Here is an 18,774-nt window from a genome sequence, read left to right as displayed (position 1 = left end):
TCCGACAGTAATTGACCGGCACCGGCTGGCCCAGGAGTGAACATAATGAATGACAACACCCCTGCGCCGATGGGAAGCCATATGACCAAGCCTTTGTTGCTGCTACTGCTACTGTTGCTGTGCCCCCTGTCGCTGCGGCTGTGGGCAGCCGAGATCCTGGTGATCAGCAGCTACCATCCCGAGTACCTGTGGGATCAGAGCTACAACGCCAGCCTGGTGGCCAACCTCAAGGGCGAGCACCACATCAGCCACTTCTACATGGATACCAAGCGCCGCCCCGCCGAAGAGTTCGACCAGATCGCCGAACGGGCGCTCGCCTACTACCACCAGGTGAAACCGGATCTGGTGGTGCTCGGCGATGACAACGCCATCAACTACCTGGCCACCAGCATCGCCTCCCTCGGCACCCCGGTCGTGTTCCTCGGCATGAACGAGAACCCGCGCCACAAGGGGCTGGTCGGCCACCCCAAGATCACCGGCGTGCTGGAGCGCCCCCTGCTCAAGCGCAACATCAGCGAGATGAGCCAGCTGATGGGGGGGATCAAGAAGGCACTGGTGCTGTTCGATTCGAGCAACGTGGCCCTGACCGCCATCGAGGATGAGTTCAAGACCCAGACCGAGTTGCGGGTCGGCCAGACCCGGGTCAACAGCCAGCTGCTCGGCGACTACGACCTGTGGCAGGAGGCCGTGCTCAATGCCAGGCAGAACGGCTATCAGGCGATCTTTATCGGCCTCTACCACACCCTCATCGATGAGCAGGGTCGCCACGTGGATGAACGCCAGGTGCTGGAGTGGACCAGTGCCCACAGTCCGGTGCCGCTGTTCTGCTTCTGGGAGTTTACGGTGGGCAAGGGCAAGGCCATCGGCGGCCTGGTGCTGGATGGGCACGATCAGGGGGCCAAGGCGGCCGAGCTGGTCAATGCCATTCTGGAGGGAGCCCAGCCCAAGACTCTGGCGCCGCGGGCTGCCCTGCGCGGCGAGTATGTGTTCAGCAAGAGCGAGCTGGCCCGCTGGCAGCTCACCCTGCCCGACAAGTGGCGCTACAAGATCCTCTGGCGTGATTGAGCGGATCATTGCCCTCATAACAAAGAACCCGGCATGGCCGGGTTCTTCGTTTATCTGGTTGAGCCAGCGACTCAGCCCTGCAGCGCCTGTTGCAGCTCCTCTTCGGTCCAGACGGTGATGCCAAGCTCCTGGGCCTTGGCCAGCTTGGAGCCTGCCGCCTCCCCCGCCACCAGCACATCGGTCTTGGCCGACACAGAGCCTGCCACCTTGGCGCCGAGCGCCTGCAGCGCCGCCTTGGCGTCGTTGCGCGACAAGGTGGTGAGGGTGCCGGTCAGCACGAAGGTCTTGCCGGCAAAGGGCTGATCGCTTGCCTCCTTCTTCTGGATGGCGGGCCAGTGGATACCGGCGGCCAGCAGAGCCTCCAGCACCTCGATGTTGTGGGGTTGGCGCAGGAAGTAGTAGACATGCTTGGCCACCACGTCCCCCACATCGGCCACTTCCAGCAACTGCTCCACCGAGGCGGCACGCAGGGCATCCAGGGTGAGGAAGTGGTTGGCGAGGTTCAGCGCAGTCGCCTCCCCCACTTCGCGGATCCCCAGCGCAAACAGGAAGCGCGGCAGCGTGGTGCTGCGGGCCGCATCGATGGCCGCCACCAGATTGAGGGCGGACTTCTGCCCCATCCGCTCGAGCCCGGCTAGCTGGATGGCATTGAGGCCGAACAGATCGGCCGGGGTCTTCACCAGCCCCTTGTCCACCAGCTGCTCGACTATCTTGTCGCCGAGGCCGTCCACGTCCATGGCGCGGCGTGCGGCGAAGTGCTTGATCGCCTCCTTGCGCTGCGCCTCGCAGAACAGGCCGCCGGAGCAGCGGGTCACCGCCTCCCCTTCCAGCCGCTCTACCGCCGAGCCACACACCGGGCACTCGGTCGGGAAGAGGATTTCACGGGCATCGCTTGGACGCTGGGCCTCCACCACCGCCACGATCTGCGGGATCACGTCCCCGGCCCGGCGCACGATCACGGTGTCGCCGATCATGACGCCAAGGCGCTCAATCTCGTCGGCATTGTGCAGGGTGGCGTTGGAGACGGTGACGCCGCCGACGAACACGGGTTTGAGCTTGGCCACCGGGGTCACGGCGCCGGTGCGACCGACCTGGAACTCGACGTTTTCGAGCAGGGTCATCTCCTCCTGGGCCGGGAACTTGTGGGCGGTGGCCCAGCGCGGTGCACGGGCCACGAAGCCGAGCTCCTCTTGCAGGGGAATGGCATCCACCTTGTAGACCACGCCGTCGATCTCGTAGGGGAGTGCGCCACGGCGGGCCAGGATATCGTCATGGAACGCCTGACAACCGGCAGCCCCCTCTTTGAGTTTCACCTCCGGGCTGAGCGGCAGCCCCCAGGTGTTGAGCCGGGTGAGGCGGCCGTAGTGGGAATCTCCCAGCAACTCGCCACCGACCCCCACCCCATAGGCGTAGAAGCTGAGCGGGCGGCTGGCGGTGATGCGTGAATCGAGCTGGCGCAGGCTGCCGGCGGCGGCGTTGCGCGGATTGACGAACACCTTCTCGCCGGCGGCCAGCGCCCTGGCGTTCATCGCCTCGAACCCCGCCTTGGGCATGAACACCTCGCCGCGCACTTCCAGCCGAGCCGGCCACCCCTCGCCACGCAGGGTCAGGGGAATGGCCTTGATGGTGCGCACGTTCTCGGTGATCTCCTCACCCGTGGTGCCATCGCCCCGGGTGGCGGCCTGCACCAGCTGGCCGTCCACATAGAGCAGGCTCACCGCCAGGCCATCCAGCTTGGGCTCGCAGCAGAAGGTGAAATTGACCTCCCGCTTGAGGCGATCGCTCATGCGCTGTTCAAACGCCTGCAGCTCTTCGCTGCTGAACACGTTGTCCAGGCTCAGCATGGGGATCTCGTGGCGCACCTGCTTGAAGGCGGTGAGCGGCTGACCGCCCACCCTCACGCTCGGCGAGGCCGGGGTTTTCAGCTCGGGATGGTCGGCCTCCAGCGCGATCAGCTCGCGCATCAGGCGGTCGTATTCGGCATCCGGCACTGTGGGGTTGTCCAGCACATAGTACTGATGCCCATATTCGGTAAGCAGCTCACACAGTTGACGGTGGCGGGAGAGGATATCGCTCATGAAAAAGTCTCGAAGTGTGATGAAAAAACCGGCCAGCGGAGCAATAAAAATGCGGCACCTGGGTACCGCACTTTTGATTCATTCGACCCGCCTGGCGTATTAGTCGCGACTGGCCTCGTAGGCGGCCAGCTCGTGCCGGTAACGGGCGATGGTCTCGTCACTCAGCGGGCTGCGATCCACGTCAGTCAGCATGGCATCGAGATCGCTGGCCAGCTGGTCGGCAGACTGCAGCATGTGCTCGAAGGCAAAGGCTGCGTTGCTGCGCAGCGGCAGTTGCATGAAGAGCGACACACCCGGAGTGGTGAACTGCTCCATCCGGTACGGGTTGAAGGTACCCGGCTTGACCATGTTGATCATGGAGAAGAGCACTTCGCCCTTGCCGTTGAGATCCTCGTGGCGATGGAAGATGTCCATCTCGCCAAACTTGAAGCCCAGCGCCAGCAGGGAAGAGATCAGGGTCGCCCCCTGCAGGTCGTGGCCGGGGCGCGCCATCAGGTTGATGACATAGACATCCTGCCAGATCTTCTCGACCGGCTGACGTTCAATCTGCGGCTCCTGCACCGGCTCTTCATAGGCGGGCTCCTCGTAGGCAGGCTCGGGGGCTGCGTAACGGGGCTGCGCCTTGTATTCGGGCGCAGCGGCCTGGGCCTGTTCACGGGCACCGAAGGTGGGCGCGGTGGCGTAGGCTGGCTCCACCAGCGGCTCTTCGTCCAGCGGCTGCAGCAGCGGCTCGCGCTGGGGACGGGAACGGTGGACCGGGGTACGACGGATCACCTGGGCAGGCTTGCGTACCGGCGCGGCCGGGACTTCCTCGACGGGCTCGGCGACCGGCTCCTCATACTCCTCCTCTTCATAGACGGGAGGCGGGGGCACGGGGCGAGCGGCAGGCTTGCGTACCACGGGCGGCGGCAGATCGGCGTCATCATCTTCTTCATCATCGAAGGCGGGCGCGGGGGCGCGACGGCTGACGTCCGGCTGGCGGGGTTCATCATGGTGGAGCTTGGGCTCGGCACGACGGCCACCGCTGACCACTCGCACCTGACCGATGCCATCACTGTCGAAGGCGTCGTTGTCACGGTCCCGTGATTTGGATTCCATCCGACCCAGAGGTTTCTCTTTGATCGGTGCCTGACGATTCTTTCTGTTGCTCCACAACCCGTGAATGAGCAATGCCGCGATGGCAATACCGCCCAGGGCAACCAAGATGTAACGCAATTCCTGCATTAGCTGCTTCTCTTTCTAGTTTTGCTCAGCCAAAGCGACGGCTTCACCGATATCGACCGACACTATGCGCGAAACCCCGGGCTCTTGCATCGTGACGCCAACCAGCTGCTCAGCCATCTCCATGGAGACCTTATTATGACTGATGTAAACGAACTGTACTGTGCTCGACATCTCTTTGACAAGAGAACAGAAGCGACCGACGTTCACTTCATCGAGCGGTGCATCCACCTCATCCAGCAGACAGAAAGGTGCCGGATTGAGTCTGAAGATGGCAAAAACCAGCGCAAGAGCGGTTAACGCCTTCTCCCCCCCGGAAAGCAGGGCAATGGTAGCATTCTTCTTACCCGGAGGTCTCGCCATGATGCTCACTCCGGCCTCCAAAAGATCATCGGAGGTGAGCTCAAGCCAGGCACTGCCCCCACCGAACACTTTTGGAAACAGGGATTTTAAATCTTCGTTGACCTTATCGAAAGTGTCACGGAAGCGTATTTGTGTCTCTTTATCAATTCTTTTAATGGCTTGGCTCAAGGTTTCCAGCGCCTGCTCCAGATCCTGGCACTGGTTTTCCAGGTAGCTTGCGCGGGTCTTCGCCTCTTCATACTCCTCCAGCGCCGCCAGGTTGATGGCGCCAAGCGCCTCCACCTGCGCCTCCAGGGTCTGGATCTCCTGGCGCAGCTTGCCGCGATCAGCCGCTATCAGCACCGCCTGATCGAGATCCACCAGCCGTACCCCCAGCTCTTCGAACTGCTCGTGCAGCCCCTGTCGGCGGGTGAGGTTGCGTTCGCGCTCGAGCCGCAGGGTCGCCAGCTTCTCCTGTATCTGCACCAGCTGCTTGTGATCGGCGCTTCTGGCCTGCTCCAGCTCGGTCAACTGGCGCTCCAATTCTGCAAGCCGCTGATGACAGGCAAGTTGCTGCGCCTCGAGGCTGCGCTGCTCGGCCAGCAGGGGCGACAGATCCTGACTCGAAGTGGCCCCCGGCTCCTTGAGTTCGGCCAGCTCCAGCCCGAGGCGGGCCAGCTCCTGCTCGCGCAGGGTGATGAGCTGGCGCTGGTTCTGCTGCTCCAGTTGCAGCCGCTGGCAGGCGGCTTGCTGCTGCTCACGACGCAGGCGGGCCTCTTCCACAGCGCGATCCGCCGTGCTCGCCTGCTCCTGGGCGAGCAGCAGCGCCTCGGCAAGCAGCTCCCCCTGCTCCTGCAGCTCGCCGAGGGCCGCTTCATCCTGCTCAAGCCGCTCCCCGGCCGACACTAGCCGCTGCGCCTCCTCAGCCTGCTCCTTATCCAGCCGGATCAACTCCTCTCCCAGCTGGCCGAGGCGCTGCAACCGCGCCTGGCGCTGCCCTTCGCGCAGGCTCCAGGCCTCGCGCAGTTGCTGCCACTGCTGCTCCTGCTCGCGCAGGGTGCGCTGGGCCAGTTCATGGGCGCTGTGCAGCTGGGCCCGCGCCGCATCGGCAGCGGCAAACTGTTCATCGAGCCGGCGCAGCGCCTCCCGGCCCGCGACCAGCTCGCTGTGCAACCGCTCACGTTCGCCGAGCAGCGCCAGGGTGCCGAGGGCCATGCCCTCCCCCAGATCCGCCCAGTTGGGGCCGAACCAATCACCGGCAGGAGTGAGCAGCGACTCACCGGCAGAGAGGCTGTGCAGGCGGGCCTGCGCCTCCTCCCGGCTCTCTGCCAGCCAGATAGCGTTGAGGAAGGCGGGTATGTGCTCACCGCCCAGTTGCGCCGCCAGGGTGCCGGCAACCGCCGGTCGGGCCGGACCAATCCAGAGCCCGGATTGCGCCAGATTGCACTCGTCCGCCGGGGTGGCGGTTAACCAGCGACCGAGCACCTTGTCCAGCCCCCGGGCCCACTCGGGGGGGACCTGCAGCCGATCCGCCAGGGTGGCGCCCGCCATCTGCTCCCCCAGGATCTGATCCAGAGTGGCGAGGCGAGCCTCCAGCTCGCGCAGCAAACCCTGCTGGCGCCCCTGCTCTGCCTTGAGCTCTTCATGACGGGCCACGCCGGCCTGCCACGCCGCTTCGGCTTCTTCATGGCGGGCGCGGGAGAGCGAGAGCGTCGCCGCCAGCGCATCGAGCGCCGGTTGCAGGTTCTCCCCCTCCCCGCCGAGGGGCCCGGCCTGTTCATCTTCCAGCTTGAGACGGGCCAGCCGGGTCTTGGCCTGCAGCTCCTGCAGGCCGTTCACCTCGGCGCGGGTCTGGTTGAGCCGCCCCTGCAACTGGCCAAGCTGCTGCTGCCACTGCTGCTGGCGCTGGCGCGCCTGCTCGAGCCGCTCGCCCGCCGCCGTGCGCACACTCTGCTGGTCGGTAAGCAACTGCTCACACTGCTCGAGGCGCGCCGACGCCACCTCCCCCTGCAGAGTGCTTTCGCCCAGTTGTTCCAGTTGGCCGGCCAGCTGGGTCTTGAGCCCCTCGATGCGCTCACCGAGGGCCTGCCGCCTTGCCTGCCAGTCTCGACCGAGTTCGGTTTGGTGCAGTTGCTGCTGCTCGAGGCGGGCGATGGCCTGGCCGCCGAGAAAAATCTGTTGCTGACGGCTGGCCTGCTCGGCCTGCGCCTCCTGGCGGGCGACCGACAGGGTGACGTGGCGCCCCTCATCAGTGGTGCGCTTGGCATCGAGGGCCGCCAGCGCCTGCTCGGTCTGGGCCAGTTCGGTCTTGGCCTCGCCCAGACGCGTCTCCAGCGCCCACAATTCCGAGCCGATCAGCTCGGCGCGAGCAGCGCGACTGCGGCTCTTGAGCTGCTTGTAGCGCTCGGCGGTCTCAGCCTGGGCCTTAAGATGGTCGAGGCGCGACCCCAGTTCGCCGCGAATGTCGCCGAGGCGCTCCAGGTTCTCCTGGGTATGGCGGATGCGCTGTTCGGTCTCCCGGCGCCGCTCCTTGTAGCGGGAGACCCCGGCAGCCTCTTCCATGAACAGCTTGAGATCGGCGGGGCGGGACTCCACCAGCCTGCTGACGGTGCCCTGCTCTATGATGGCGTAGCTGCGCGGCCCGAGGCCGGTGCCGAGGAAGAGGTCGGTCACGTCCTTGCGGCGGCACTTCTGGCCATTGATCTGGTAGTGGTTGGAGCCGTCGCGCAGCACTTCGCGGCGCACCGAGATCTCGGTAAAGCGGCCGAACTCACCGGGTACCCGGTTGTGGGGGTTATCGAACACCAGCTCCACCGAGGCGCGGCCGTGGGCGCTGCGGTTGATGGAGCCGTTGAAGATGACGTCGGTCATGTTCTCGCCACGCAGATGGCGGGCGGAGCTCTCCCCCAGCACCCAGCGCACAGCGTCGATGACGTTGGATTTGCCGCAGCCATTGGGCCCCACCACGGCAGTCATGTCGGCGTTGAGTTCGATGCGGGTCGGCTCGACAAACGACTTGAAGCCGGCGAGTTTGATCAATTTCAGACGCATGGCGGCCTATGTCGGTAACGAAATAAAGAGGAGGCGGGCAGGCGACTTTACCAAATCAAAAGCTTGTTTGTAATATGCTGGCAGTTTCCCATGAACAGATGGAGCTCCGATGAGCCACTCCCCCCGTATGGTAAAAGACTCGATCAGCGGTGCAGACTACTTTCTGCGCGGCTTCTCCCTCATTCGCCAGCCCGGCATCCGCACCTTCGTGCTGATCCCCCTGCTGGTCAACTTCGTGCTGTTTGCCGGGGCCTTCTACGCCCTGCTGCTGCAGCTGGATGGCCTGTTCGCCTGGCTGCACCAGCAGATCCCGAGCTGGCTCGACTGGCTGGACTACCTGCTCTGGCCCATCGCCCTCATTACCATACTGGTGGTCTTCTCCTTCCTGTTCAGCTCGGTGGCCAACTGGATAGCCGCCCCCTTCAACGGCCTGCTGGCGGAGAAGGTGGAGCAGGCGCTCACTGGCGAGGCCGCCAACGACACCGGCATGCTGGACATCGTCAAGGATGTGCCACGCACCTTCGGCCGCGAGTGGATCAAGCTCAAATACTACCTGCCCAAGGCCATCGGCTGCCTGATCCTGTTCCTCATTCCGGTGGTGGGCCAGACCCTGGCGCCTGTGCTCTGGTTCTTGTTCAGCGCCTGGATGATGGCAATCCAGTATGTCGACTATCCGTTCGACAATCACAAGATCGACTTCATCACCATGCGCGATGCCCTCAAGCAGCGCCGCGGCAAGTGCCTGAGCTTCGGCGCCCTGGTCACCCTCTTCTCCGCCATCCCGGTGGTGAACCTGTTCGTGATGCCGGTCGCCATCTGCGGCGCCACCGCCATGTGGGTCGATCACTACCGCAGCGAACAGCTCAAGCGCTGACCCGGACAAGCATGATGAAAAATGGGGGCGAAAGCCCCCTTTTCATTACTTAATCTAATGCATATATGAGTTTGCTTGTCCAGCCAGCGCTAGATTGTTAGGATGCGGGCCTTTCTCGCACCCTGGGATATCTCATGTTACATGCACTCTTCTTGCTGGGCCTGGTGGCCGAAGGGATGACAGGCGCGCTGGCCGCGGGCCGGCGACGGATGGATTTGTTCGGCGTGGTGATCATCGCCTCGGCGACGGCCATCGGAGGCGGCACCATCCGCGATGTGCTGCTGGGCCATTACCCCCTGCTCTGGGTCGAACACCCGGAGTATGTGCTGCTGGTCGCCGGCGCGGCCATGGCCGGCGTCATCTCGGCACCGCTGATGCGCTATCTCGGCAAGCTGTTCATGGCGCTCGATGCCCTGGGGCTGGTGGTCTTCTCCATCTTCGGTGCGGCCAGGGCGCTGGAAATGGGTCACGGCGCCGGCATCGCCTGCATCATGGCGGTGGTGACGGGGGCCTTCGGCGGCGTGCTCAGGGATCTGCTCTGCCAGCGCATTCCGCTGGTGTTTCGCCGCGAGCTCTATGCCGCCATCTCGCTGGTGACCGCCGCCCTCTACTGCCTGGCGCTGGATCAGGGCCTGCCCAACGACTGGGCCGCCTTCGGTGCCATCGGCATCGGCTTCGTGCTGCGCCTGCTGGCGGTTCGCTTCAAGTGGGGGCTGCCCACCTTTCACTATCAGTACGCCGCGCACTGAGCGCGCCAGCTTCTGGCGAGCCGGTACGGATCACAGCCAACAAAAAAGCGCCGGTCAGGCGCTTTTTTGTTGGGCAGGGGGGCTGCAACTACCTCAGTTGATCCCTTCCGAGCTGAAGAAGGTCGCCTTGTCGGCGATGAAACGGATCTTGATGTTCTTGCCCTCGTCGCCCCAGATGCAGCTGGTAGTGCCCAGCGCATCGTCACAACGCTCGGCCTTGCCGAGGATGCTGCTCGCCTCGGCGTAGCTGATCCCCATCTTGAGCTTGTCGTAGTTTTCGCGGTTGAGCTTGCCACAGCCGGTCAGCAGCAGGGCAATCAGCCCGCCAAGCAAAATATGTTTCATCTGGTTCTCCTCTGCATGGTGTCCAGAGCCTACCAGCTCGACCACCCCGCTGACCAGTCACCCGCCGGGCCGATGCGGCCAGCAAACCGCCGTTACCAGCTGCGCACGGGCCCGGTGTCGAGATGCACGAAGTTGTCGCTCGGGTAGTAACCGACGCCGCCCACCTTGAGATGGAGCGCCGCCTTGCGCAGGTGCGCCAGCTGTACCCCGGGGATCCGCACGTCCACCGCCTGCCCCAGGGTGTGGTAGCTGTGCTTGGCTACCCCGCGGCTGCGACTGCGCTTCTGGCGATTGGTCACGGGGGAGCGATAGCCCGAGATGAGCTGGATTTCGCCGTGGCGACCCAGCTTGTGCTGCAGCAGGTAGAGCTGGTCGAACAGCTTCCTGTCGATGTTGAACACTTCGTTGCGACGGTAGTCGCGAAAGATGTGGTTGAGCTCGGCCAGCCCGTCTTTCAGATAGCGGCCATCTTCCCAGTAGCTGGTGCGCACCCGCTCGCCGGTATTGAGATTGAAGAAGCTGAGTTCACGTCCCGCCGTACTGCGGCTCGCCATGGCGGGGAAGGACAACAGCGAGCCCCCCAGCAGGCAACCGGCACCCAGCAGCAGGCGACGTCGGCTTATCTCTTGATCAAGCATCCCTTGTCCGTCCATCGCAATGTTGAGGTGAAACCGTTGAATGAATTTGATACAGGCGCTTGAAACTACCCGCCGAGCCGGCCGCTGTCAAACCGCAAGGGGCCATGAAAAAGCCCGGCGCAGGCCGGGCTTTTCACTCTGTGGCGAGGATCACAGCAGGCGACTCTGGTAGCTGACTCGATCAAATCCATAGATGTCGTTGCGCAGTTGCTGACGCCCCTCCTCGTCGATCCAGCTGCTCCAGTAGACGGTGAACACCGGGATCGGAGTGGTCAGCGGCAGCCACTTGGTCTGGCTCTCTTTCAGGATGCTGGCCACCTTGTCGGGCTGGTAGCGGGAGTCCGCCAGCAGCAACTCGGCCAGATCGTCGGCGTGCTCCACCCGGATGCAACCCGAACTGAAGGCGCGCGCGCCCTGCTCGAACAGCGCCTTGCGCGGAGTCGAGTGCAGGTAGATCGCCTCGTTGTTGGGCAGATAGAACTTGTAGCGACCCAGTGCATTGTGATCGCCCGGCTTTTGCCGCAGACGATAGGGGAAACCGGACGCCAATGCCTGCTGCCAGCCCTCTTCGGTGAACTGCACCGGATTGCCTTCGCCGTCGATCACCTCGAACTGCTCGCGATTGAGGTAGGCGGGGTCACGCCCCAGCTTGGGCAGAATGTCCTTGCTCAGGATGGAGCGCGGCACGTGCCAGGCCGGGTTGAGCACGATGGAGCGGATCTCGCTGGCGAGGATCGGGGTAGCTCGCTGCTCCTTGCCGACGATCACCCGGCTGGTAAACACCTCGTTGCCGGACTCCACCACGCTCAGCCGATAGTCGGGGATGTTGACCAGCACGTAGCGGGCACCGGAGAGCTGATCCACCAGGTCACGTCGCCACAGGTTGCGCAGCAGCAGACTGGCGCGCACCTCGGGCCCGGTGTTGAGCCAGCTGCGGGTCTGCCGGCCTATGATGCCGTCGGCGGTCAGGCCGTGGCGGCGCTGGAACTGCTTGACCGCCTGCAGGGTGTCGTCGTCGTAGGTTGCGTCGTCATGGCGCGGGGCCGTGTCGCCCAGCTCGTTGAGGATGGAGCGGATCTGGCCCAGCTCCGGGGAAACCTCGCCGGCTCGCAGGGTTGGCATGGTCAGGGTCGGCCACTTCTTGGCCATGGGCAGCGCCAGCAGCTTGCGCACTTCCTCGCGCACCGCCTCGTATTCCGCGACCTGGGGTCTGAGCTGCTTGACCTGTTCCAGCAGGTTGTCGCCGGCCGGCTCGTGAGCCAGCGGCTTGTTCAGATTGAGTTTGAGGGTCTGCATCTGCTCGCGGGAGACCAGATCCATGGCGCGCCAGGCCTGCTGGAACCGGGCCAGCTTGCCAAACGCCTCGTCATAGAGGGCGCCACGCTGATCTGCCGGCTTGGCCTGCAGCTTCTTCCAGAGCGTATAGAAATCCGGGTGCAGCTGGGCCAGCACGGCCTCCTGCAGTTGCTGCTCCAGCTCTTGCCTGGCCTGCTCCGCCGTCCGGTTCTGATACCAGTCGTGCTGCTCCGCCGCATTGCTCACCACCACCTGGCCTTCGCTGGCCTGTGCCATGGCAGCTGGCCAGCAGCCCAGCCAGATCAGGTTTGCCAATGCCAGCCAATACTTCTTCCCCATGCTTACCTCAAGATTGGTTCACTTCAATCCGTCAGACCCGGCGGTCAAGGCGCTCATCATGCGTGAATGCCCGCGACTTTGCTAGCCGGCGGGCGCATAGCGCCGCCAGATAATGTCATACTCATTTGTTGCTTTAAATTTGGCCAGTTCGCGATTGAACTCCCGCACGAATTCGGGGGACAGCCGTTTCTTGCTGAACATGAAAAAGGTCGGTGCTTCATATACGGCCATGGCATGGGGGACGATCAGATCGCTCAGCCCCTCCTTCTTCAAGCCCCAGGGGGTGGCCAGCACATCGCCGAGAAAACCGTCGATGCGACCCAACACCAGCTTGCCGTAGTTCTGCTCGTCGTTGACCACGCTCACCTGGGCGGCATAACGGCGCAGCAGCTCGCTGATTTCTGCGCCGTAGTAGTAGTCCTTGGTGATCCCCAGAGTATGCCCATTGGCCAGCCAGCTCGCCAGATCGGTGTCGGCATAGGCGTCTGACTTGCGGATCCAGAGCACGCTGCGGCCCGGATTGTAGGCATCGGAAAACCAGGCATAACGGGCACGATCCTCGTTGAAGTAGGCCTCCATGGCGATGTCGACTACCCCCAACTCCAGGCCGTGCAACACCCGTTTCCAGGGCATCTCCACGTAGCTGGCCTTGCAATCCAGCCGTTTGAGCATGGCGTTGAGCGCCTCGATGGCAAAGCCCTGCAGCTCTTTCTTGCCGGCCGCGGACTCGAGGTAATAGTGATAGGGCGGCCAGTTGTCATAACCGATCCGCAAGGGAACAGGGCACAGCGCATTTGCCGATACCAGCGGTGTCAGCAACCAGAGCATCCAGCAGCAGAGTTTCAGCTTCATGGGTCATCCTTGACGGCGTATCAGCTCATCATAAATCGGCCTCGGCAAAATGGCGACAGATCCTGCCACAGGGATGCAGACCATGATCGGGGCACCGAAAAAGCGGCATCGCCCGAGCAGAAAAGGGGCCCGGCCGGCCCGCCACAACAGGGCCTGGGGACTAGTTAAAAAGAGAGGGAAGCAACATTTGGAACACCAATCAGAAAGGGGTTAATATGTGACCAAATATATTTTTGTGATCCACTATGCTTTTTTTGCAATTGGATTAGCATATGCGCGAAATCAGCCTACAAACCGTGAGGCGCAGAGAGTGATATGACGTACAAAAAGTTTGGTTTTCTGACCGCCATCATGGCGCTGAGTGGTTTCTATCTCTACACCCTCTATCTGGCCGCCCACCCCAACGTGAGCCTGGCCTACAAGCTCTATTACCTGGAAGGCAAGACCCGCTTCTGGGAGCACAACTCCAGCATGACCTACCAGCCCGGCAACGAGCTCAATCTGACCAAGCCGAGCCGCTTCCTCTCCAGCGAAGGCTGGGCCAAGAAACCGAGCGCGGATGGCACCGAACTGAGCGGCCAGGGCGGCCTCTATTTCGTGCTGCCCAAACAGCAGGCACAACCGGAACAGCTGACCATCCAGGCCCGGGTCAACAGCCCGCAGGCCGGCGCCCTGCTCAAGGTGGCGCTGGGTCACGATTTCACCACCACCGTCAAGCTGGCCAAGGCCGGCATCAACGAGATCCGTCTCAGCCTGCCGGGCGAGTCGCTGACCTCGGATCCCAAGCGTCCCAACTTTCTGGCGCTCTCCGCCCCGACACCGCTCAATGTCCAGTCGGTGCGCTTGACCGTCGCCCAGTAAGACGTATTCTCCAATACGCTGTTTTATAAAATAATTTTCCAAATAAGGAAGTTTTCATGTCGCATGCCGATTTTCGACTCTCTCTGATCGTTCCCGTTTACAACGAGGAAGAGAGCATAGATGCCTTCATCAACGCGATAGATAACGAACTGGCGCCGCTCAAGGATCAGCTGGAAATAGTATTCGTCAACGACGGCAGCCGCGACCGCACCCGTGAGGTGGTCGAGCAGGCCATCGCCCGCGACCCGCGCGTCACCCTGGTCAACCTGGCCCGCAACTTCGGCAAGGAGGCAGCCATGACCGCCGGCCTGCATCACGCCAAGGGCGATGCCGTGGTGCCGATGGACGTGGACCTGCAGGATCCGCCCTCTCTCATTCTCGAATTCGTCAAGCTGTGGCAGACCGGCGACTACGACACCGTCTACGGCATCCGGGTGGATCGCAGCGCCGACACTCCGATGAAGCGCCTCACCGCCGGCGGCTTCTACCGCTTCTTCAACGCCCTCTCCACCAGCACCAAGCTGCCGGAGAACGCCGGTGACTTCCGCCTGATCGACCGCAAGGTGGTCGAGGCGATCAAGCAGCTGCCAGAGCGCAACCGCTTCATGAAGGGGCTGTTCGCCTGGGCAGGTTTCCGCGCCGTCGGTGTGCCCTACGAGCGCCCCGCCCGCCATGCTGGCGAGACCAAGTTCAACTACTGGAAGCTGTGGAACTTCGCCCTCGACGGCCTGATGAGCTTCTCCAGCTGGCCGCTGCGGGTATGGAGCTACGTCGGCGTCGGTGTCTCCTTCGTCGCCTTCCTCTACATCCTCAAGATCGTCACTCAGGTGGTCTTCTTCGGCATCGACGTGCCGGGTTACGCCTCCCTGATGTCGGTGGTGCTGTTCCTCGGCGGCATCCAGCTGCTGTCGCTCGGCATCATCGGCGAGTACATCGGCCGCATGTTCGTGGAAGTGAAGCAGCGCCCCGTCTACCTCATCGAAGGGGTCTACGGCCAGTATGCCAAGCAGGATGAAGAGCCCAAGCAGGACGCCGCCAGCGGCAGCAAGAAGAGCGCCGGCAAGAAGACAGCTGCCGCTAAGGCCGCTGATGACCAGCAGGAGCAGGCTTCTCAATGATCTCCCGCGAGGAATTCTGGCGGCTGGTACGTTTTGGGTTTGTCGGCGGGGGTGCCACCCTCGTCGATCTGGGCACCTCCATCGCCCTGTTTCACACCTGGCCCACCATCTCGGAGCACCTGGTGACGACGCTGGCCTTTGCCATCGCCTTCTGGTTCTCCTTCTTCGGTCACCGTTACATCACCTTCCAGAAGCAGGGTGCCGCCAGCAAGTTCTTGCTGGTCGCCCTCTTCTCGCTGGCGGTGCGTAACCTGATATTGAGCGGTCTGCTGTTTGCGGGTCTTTCCGGTCTGTTGCCGGTGGTGATCGCCACCCTGACGGTCACCGTGCTCACCTACCTCCTCTCCAGGATCTGGGTATTTGCCTGATGAATGACACGACTACCACCACTGCCCCCGACCAGGTGGCGCCCTATCGCCCGTCACTTCGCATCAGCGGTCGCGACTGGCTGATGATCATCGCCGCCTTCGTGCTGAGCCGGGTTGCCCTGTACGGCATGGGTTACTTCGGCGTCCAGCTCTACGGCGCCACCGACATAGGCCCGCTGCAGGCCTATTGCCAGTTTGACTGTGTCTGGTTCCAGCGCATCATCGAGAACGGCTACGACCTCTACCCGCGCTGGCTGAGCAAGGGCAACGCGGCCAACTGGGCCTTCATGCCGCTCTACCCGATGATCTCCGGCACCCTCTCCAACCTGCTCAACGTCGAGAGCCTGATCGGCCTGATGCTGGTGGCCAACCTGGCCTTCTTCGCCAGCCTGCCGCTGATGCTGCTGGTACTGCGCCAGCTAAAGCTGGGTGACGATACCGCCCGCTTCGGCGTCTGGCTGCTCGCCTTCTCCCCCTTCTCCGCCTACTTCGTCTCCGGCTATACCGAGTCAATGTTCATGGCGCTGATGCTGGGGATGTTCCTGTTCGCCTATCGCCAGCAGTGGCTGATGGTGGCCCTGCTCGGCGTCTTCATCTCCGCCACCCGCAACCTGGGGGTGATGATGGTGTTCCCGGTGCTGATCCTGGCGCTGCAGGCCTACGGCTGGCGCGAGTTCTTCCGCTTCACCGAGCGCGCCTTCAAGGTGGTGTTCACCCTCTGGATGATCCCGCTCGGCCTGTTCGCCTACATGTTCTATCTCTATCACCTCACCGGTGACGCGCTGGCCTTCAAGCACATCCAGGTGGCCTGGGGCCGTTACATGGACAGCCCGCTGGACTGGTGGCTGAGCGGCTTCGAGTTGGGCGGGCGCAAATCCTACCTCTCCATCATGGTGATGTTCGGCTGGGCGCTGAACCTCTATCTGTTCAGCCAGAAGCGCTGGGCCGAGGCGACCCTGATGTTCATCTGCTGCACCATTCCGCTGATGACAGGGCTCAATGCCATACCGCGCTACATGTTCGGCCTCTATCCGACCATGCTGGCGATCGTGCTGTTGACTCATCGCTGGCCGGCCATTCGCCCGGCCGTGCTCTGCCTGAGCGGCATGGTGGCCTCCTTCATCGCGGTGGCCTTCGTCAACTTCAAGTTCTTCACCGTGTGACGAAGGTGGCAATGCAACAAGCCGGTCTATCGACCGGCTTTTTTTATGGGCACGACACCTCGCTCACACTTTTCCACTCTTGAAAACGTAACCATTTGAACTGATGTCACAAATCGACGGTTTGCCTGTCCAAGCGCGCCCTCATGCCTCCTAGAATGAGCCCCATTGACGGCAATCTGGTCCGCTTAACCCCAGCAAGGAATGGCTTATGCGTCGCACCCCCTCGGTTTCTTCCCTCTGGCTCGCCCTGCTGGCCTGCCCCCTCTTTCTCCATCAGGCCATGGCCGCCGAGGTGCGCCTCTACGTGGATGACCAGCCGGTCGGCACGCCACTGGCGCTGGACAAGGGGGCGGTGCAGCTGACCCATCCGCTCACCAAGGGGAGCCACCAGATCCGCATCAGCGACGCGGGCAACAGTTGCGGCACCAGCTTCGGCCCGAGCGAGGCCAAACCGCTCCCCTTCGGCACCGCCCAGCCCATGGACAAGTGCAGCAAGGGGCAGCACTTCAACCTGCGGGTGATGCTGGCGGGGGATTATGAGTTCACCTTCAACCCGGATACCCCCAGCCTCAAGGTGCTGCGGGCCACCAAGAAGAGCGAGTTCAAGCGCCAGCCGCCAGCGGAGCCCTGCATCAGCTGGGATGGTGGCCCGGTGACCGTATCCCTGAAAGGAGTCTGGCCCGACGGCACCCAACTGCAGGATGCCTACTCCGGCCAGCAAGGTGTGGTCAAGGGCGGCAAGCTGACCCTGACACCCAGTAAAGAGAGCGGCGGCCTGCTGCTGCTCGAACCGGTCAAGGCAGTCACGGCGGCCCCCTTCAGCTGGGATCAGGCGAGCGTCTATTTCCTGCTGACCGACCGCTTCAACAACGGCGATCCCGCCAACGACCACAGCTTCGGTCGCCAAAAGGACGGGCAGGATGAAGTGGCCACCTGGCATGGCGGCGACTTCAAGGGGCTGACCGCCAAGCTCGACTACATCAAGCAGCTTGGCATCAACGCCATCTGGATCACCCCCATGGTGGAGCAGGTGCACGGCTTCATCGGCGGTGGTGAGCAGGGCAACTTCCCCTTCTACGCCTACCACGGCTACTGGGCGCTCGACTTCACCAAAATCGACCCCAACTACGGCGACGAGGAGAGCCTGAAGACCCTGGTGGACGAGGCCCACAAGCGCGGCATGCGCATCATCCTCGACGTGGTGATGAACCATGCCGGCTACGCCACCCTCGCCGACCTGCAAGATCTGGGGCTCACCGATCTGGCCCAAAACACAGCCAAACTACCGACCACCTGGAACCAGTGGCGCCCGAGCGGCGGTCTCAACTGGCATGGCTACAACCAGTTCATCGATTACCAGTCGCCGAAATGGGACCAGTGGTGGAGCGGTGACTGGGTGCGGGCCGGCCTGCCCGGCTACCCGCAGCCCGGCACAGATGATGTCACCGGCTCGGTGGCGGGGCTGCCGGACTTTCTGACCGAATCCACCAAGCCGGTGGGGCTGCCGCCGCTGCTGGCGGCCAAACAGGACACCAGGGCCAAGGCACTGCCCAACGCCACCGTGAGCGACTATCTCATTGCCTGGCACACCGATTGGGTGCGCCGCTTCGGCATCGACGGCTTCAGAGCCGACACCGTCAAACACCTGGAGCCCGCCGTCTGGGCCCGCCTCAAGCAGGCCGGCACCGCCGCCCTCAAGGAGTGGAAAGCCGCCAACCCGACCAGGAAGCTCGACGATCTGCCCTTCTACATGGTGGGTGAGGTGTGGGATCACGGGGTGGCCAAGGATTTCTGGTATCAAAATGGCTTCGATTCGCTGATCAACTTCGATTATCAGCGCGAGTTCGCCCTGCCCCAGGCCCAGTGCCTGGCCAGCGCCGAGCCCACCTATGCCGGCTATGCCAGCCGCATCAATCAGGATCCCGAGTTCAACGTGCTGAGCTACATCAGCTCCCACGACACCAAACTGTTCTTCGGCGACTATCAGGACGTGCCGCTGCAGCGCCGGGTCGCCAGCAGCTTCATGCTGCTGCCGGGCGGCATCCAGATCTACTACGGCGATGAGTCCGGCCGCGGGCTCGCCAAGGATGGCGGCGTGTTCGATCAAGGCTTGCGTTCTGACATGAACTGGCAGGAACTGGCCGGCGGCGAGAAAGCCGAGCTGGTCAAGCACTGGCAGCGGCTCGGCCAGTTCCGCGCCGCCCACCCGGCGGTAGCGGCGGGCAGCCACAAGAAACTGGCCGACAGCCCCTATGCCTTCGTGCGGGAAAAGGGGGATGACAAGGTGGTGGTGGTGTTCGCCGGCCGCCAGCCGTAATCCAGCTTAAGGAATCAAACCCAAACAGAGAGGGGAGCCAGTGGCTCCCCTCTCTGTTTACACCAGCCGTTCAGACAAACTGTTTACAACGGTTGTG

The 18,774-nt window shown here is 63.1% G+C and carries 15 protein-coding genes; 8 read left to right on the top strand and 7 right to left on the bottom strand.

The features are described from left to right. The first annotated feature begins 81 nt into the window (after positions 1–81). Entirely contained in the window at positions 82–1,065 is a 984-nt protein-coding gene (locus tag I6L33_RS10250) for an ABC transporter substrate-binding protein (protein ID WP_024941023.1), read from the top strand. A gap of 71 nt (positions 1,066–1,136) precedes the next feature. Here the strand turns inward: I6L33_RS10250 and ligA are convergent, their stop codons facing one another. The 3 genes from ligA to I6L33_RS10235 form a co-directional block, all read right to left on the bottom strand. After that, positions 1,137–3,143, bottom strand: a complete 2,007-nt coding sequence (gene ligA / locus I6L33_RS10245; RefSeq protein WP_216974000.1) for an NAD-dependent DNA ligase LigA — start codon at positions 3,141–3,143, stop codon at positions 1,137–1,139. Positions 3,144–3,242: 99 nt separating this feature from the next. Further along, entirely contained in the window at positions 3,243–4,367 is a 1,125-nt protein-coding gene (zipA, locus tag I6L33_RS10240; protein ID WP_017779874.1) for a cell division protein ZipA, read from the bottom strand. A 15-nt stretch (positions 4,368–4,382) separates the two neighbouring features. After that, positions 4,383–7,757, bottom strand: coding sequence for an AAA family ATPase (locus I6L33_RS10235; RefSeq protein WP_017779873.1), 3,375 nt, complete (start codon positions 7,755–7,757; stop codon positions 4,383–4,385). 109 nt (positions 7,758–7,866) lie between these two features. On the opposite strand from I6L33_RS10235, the gene cysZ reads away from it, so the two are divergent. Next, a complete protein-coding gene (gene cysZ, locus I6L33_RS10230; RefSeq protein ID WP_017779872.1) occupies positions 7,867–8,631 on the top strand; it encodes a sulfate transporter CysZ in 765 nt (254 codons plus the stop codon). Positions 8,632–8,765: 134 nt separating this feature from the next. Then, entirely contained in the window at positions 8,766–9,380 is a 615-nt protein-coding gene (locus I6L33_RS10225) for a trimeric intracellular cation channel family protein (RefSeq protein WP_005303366.1), read from the top strand. 93 nt (positions 9,381–9,473) lie between these two features. Here I6L33_RS10225 and I6L33_RS10220 read toward each other — a convergent pair whose 3' ends face one another. The 4 genes from I6L33_RS10220 to I6L33_RS10205 all read right to left on the bottom strand — a co-directional run bounded on the left by I6L33_RS10220 (position 9,474) and on the right by I6L33_RS10205 (position 12,850). Next, positions 9,474–9,725 (bottom strand): hypothetical protein, encoded by a 252-nt coding sequence (locus tag I6L33_RS10220; RefSeq protein ID WP_005303367.1) that lies wholly within the window; start codon positions 9,723–9,725, stop codon positions 9,474–9,476. A gap of 92 nt (positions 9,726–9,817) precedes the next feature. After that, the gene (locus tag I6L33_RS10215; RefSeq protein WP_005303369.1) at positions 9,818–10,363 is read right to left on the bottom strand and encodes a DUF882 domain-containing protein; all 546 of its coding nucleotides are present in this window, start codon (positions 10,361–10,363) and stop codon (positions 9,818–9,820) included. 150 nt (positions 10,364–10,513) lie between these two features. Then, entirely contained in the window at positions 10,514–11,998 is a 1,485-nt protein-coding gene (locus tag I6L33_RS10210; protein ID WP_005303371.1) for a murein L,D-transpeptidase, read from the bottom strand. An 81-nt stretch (positions 11,999–12,079) separates the two neighbouring features. Continuing rightward, positions 12,080–12,850: an ABC transporter substrate-binding protein gene (locus I6L33_RS10205; protein WP_211028932.1), complete on the bottom strand. Its 771-nt coding sequence runs from the start codon at positions 12,848–12,850 to the stop codon at positions 12,080–12,082. A 315-nt stretch (positions 12,851–13,165) separates the two neighbouring features. Here I6L33_RS10205 and I6L33_RS10200 point away from each other — a divergent pair, with 315 nt between their 5' ends. From I6L33_RS10200 to I6L33_RS10180, 5 genes are all read left to right on the top strand, one after another. Then, the gene (locus tag I6L33_RS10200; RefSeq protein ID WP_016349902.1) at positions 13,166–13,711 is read left to right on the top strand and encodes a hypothetical protein; all 546 of its coding nucleotides are present in this window, start codon (positions 13,166–13,168) and stop codon (positions 13,709–13,711) included. A 56-nt stretch (positions 13,712–13,767) separates the two neighbouring features. Next, positions 13,768–14,829: a glycosyltransferase family 2 protein gene (locus tag I6L33_RS10195; protein ID WP_124249174.1), complete on the top strand. Its 1,062-nt coding sequence runs from the start codon at positions 13,768–13,770 to the stop codon at positions 14,827–14,829. Continuing rightward, positions 14,826–15,197: a GtrA family protein gene (locus I6L33_RS10190; RefSeq protein WP_005303379.1), complete on the top strand. Its 372-nt coding sequence runs from the start codon at positions 14,826–14,828 to the stop codon at positions 15,195–15,197. The genes I6L33_RS10195 and I6L33_RS10190 overlap by 4 nt, the downstream gene beginning before the upstream one ends. Next, entirely contained in the window at positions 15,197–16,360 is a 1,164-nt protein-coding gene (locus tag I6L33_RS10185) for a hypothetical protein (protein ID WP_216973999.1), read from the top strand. The genes I6L33_RS10190 and I6L33_RS10185 overlap by 1 nt, the downstream gene beginning before the upstream one ends. Positions 16,361–16,568: 208 nt before the next feature. Further along, positions 16,569–18,677 (top strand): alpha-amylase, encoded by a 2,109-nt coding sequence (locus I6L33_RS10180; RefSeq protein WP_216973998.1) that lies wholly within the window; start codon positions 16,569–16,571, stop codon positions 18,675–18,677. The last annotated feature ends 97 nt before the right edge of the window (positions 18,678–18,774 follow it).

The organism is Aeromonas sp. FDAARGOS 1403, from assembly GCF_019047325.1.
Classification (GTDB): Bacteria; Pseudomonadota; Gammaproteobacteria; order Enterobacterales; family Aeromonadaceae; genus Aeromonas; species Aeromonas dhakensis.
The sequence above is the reverse complement of the archived record's forward strand: the minus strand, read 5'-3'. Positions and strand labels throughout refer to the sequence as shown.

Coding starts and splice junctions, on each gene's coding strand:
- I6L33_RS10250 (WP_024941023.1), top strand. CDS start 82: ATGACCAAGCCTTTGTTGCTGCTACTGCTACTGTTGCTGTGCCCCCTG.
- ligA (WP_216974000.1), bottom strand. CDS start 3,143: ATGAGCGATATCCTCTCCCGCCACCGTCAACTGTGTGAGCTGCTTACC.
- zipA (WP_017779874.1), bottom strand. CDS start 4,367: ATGCAGGAATTGCGTTACATCTTGGTTGCCCTGGGCGGTATTGCCATC.
- I6L33_RS10235 (WP_017779873.1), bottom strand. CDS start 7,757: ATGCGTCTGAAATTGATCAAACTCGCCGGCTTCAAGTCGTTTGTCGAG.
- cysZ (WP_017779872.1), top strand. CDS start 7,867: ATGAGCCACTCCCCCCGTATGGTAAAAGACTCGATCAGCGGTGCAGAC.
- I6L33_RS10225 (WP_005303366.1), top strand. CDS start 8,766: ATGTTACATGCACTCTTCTTGCTGGGCCTGGTGGCCGAAGGGATGACA.
- I6L33_RS10220 (WP_005303367.1), bottom strand. CDS start 9,725: ATGAAACATATTTTGCTTGGCGGGCTGATTGCCCTGCTGCTGACCGGC.
- I6L33_RS10215 (WP_005303369.1), bottom strand. CDS start 10,363: ATGCTTGATCAAGAGATAAGCCGACGTCGCCTGCTGCTGGGTGCCGGT.
- I6L33_RS10210 (WP_005303371.1), bottom strand. CDS start 11,998: ATGGGGAAGAAGTATTGGCTGGCATTGGCAAACCTGATCTGGCTGGGC.
- I6L33_RS10205 (WP_211028932.1), bottom strand. CDS start 12,850: ATGAAGCTGAAACTCTGCTGCTGGATGCTCTGGTTGCTGACACCGCTG.
- I6L33_RS10200 (WP_016349902.1), top strand. CDS start 13,166: ATGACGTACAAAAAGTTTGGTTTTCTGACCGCCATCATGGCGCTGAGT.
- I6L33_RS10195 (WP_124249174.1), top strand. CDS start 13,768: ATGTCGCATGCCGATTTTCGACTCTCTCTGATCGTTCCCGTTTACAAC.
- I6L33_RS10190 (WP_005303379.1), top strand. CDS start 14,826: ATGATCTCCCGCGAGGAATTCTGGCGGCTGGTACGTTTTGGGTTTGTC.
- I6L33_RS10185 (WP_216973999.1), top strand. CDS start 15,197: ATGAATGACACGACTACCACCACTGCCCCCGACCAGGTGGCGCCCTAT.
- I6L33_RS10180 (WP_216973998.1), top strand. CDS start 16,569: ATGCGTCGCACCCCCTCGGTTTCTTCCCTCTGGCTCGCCCTGCTGGCC.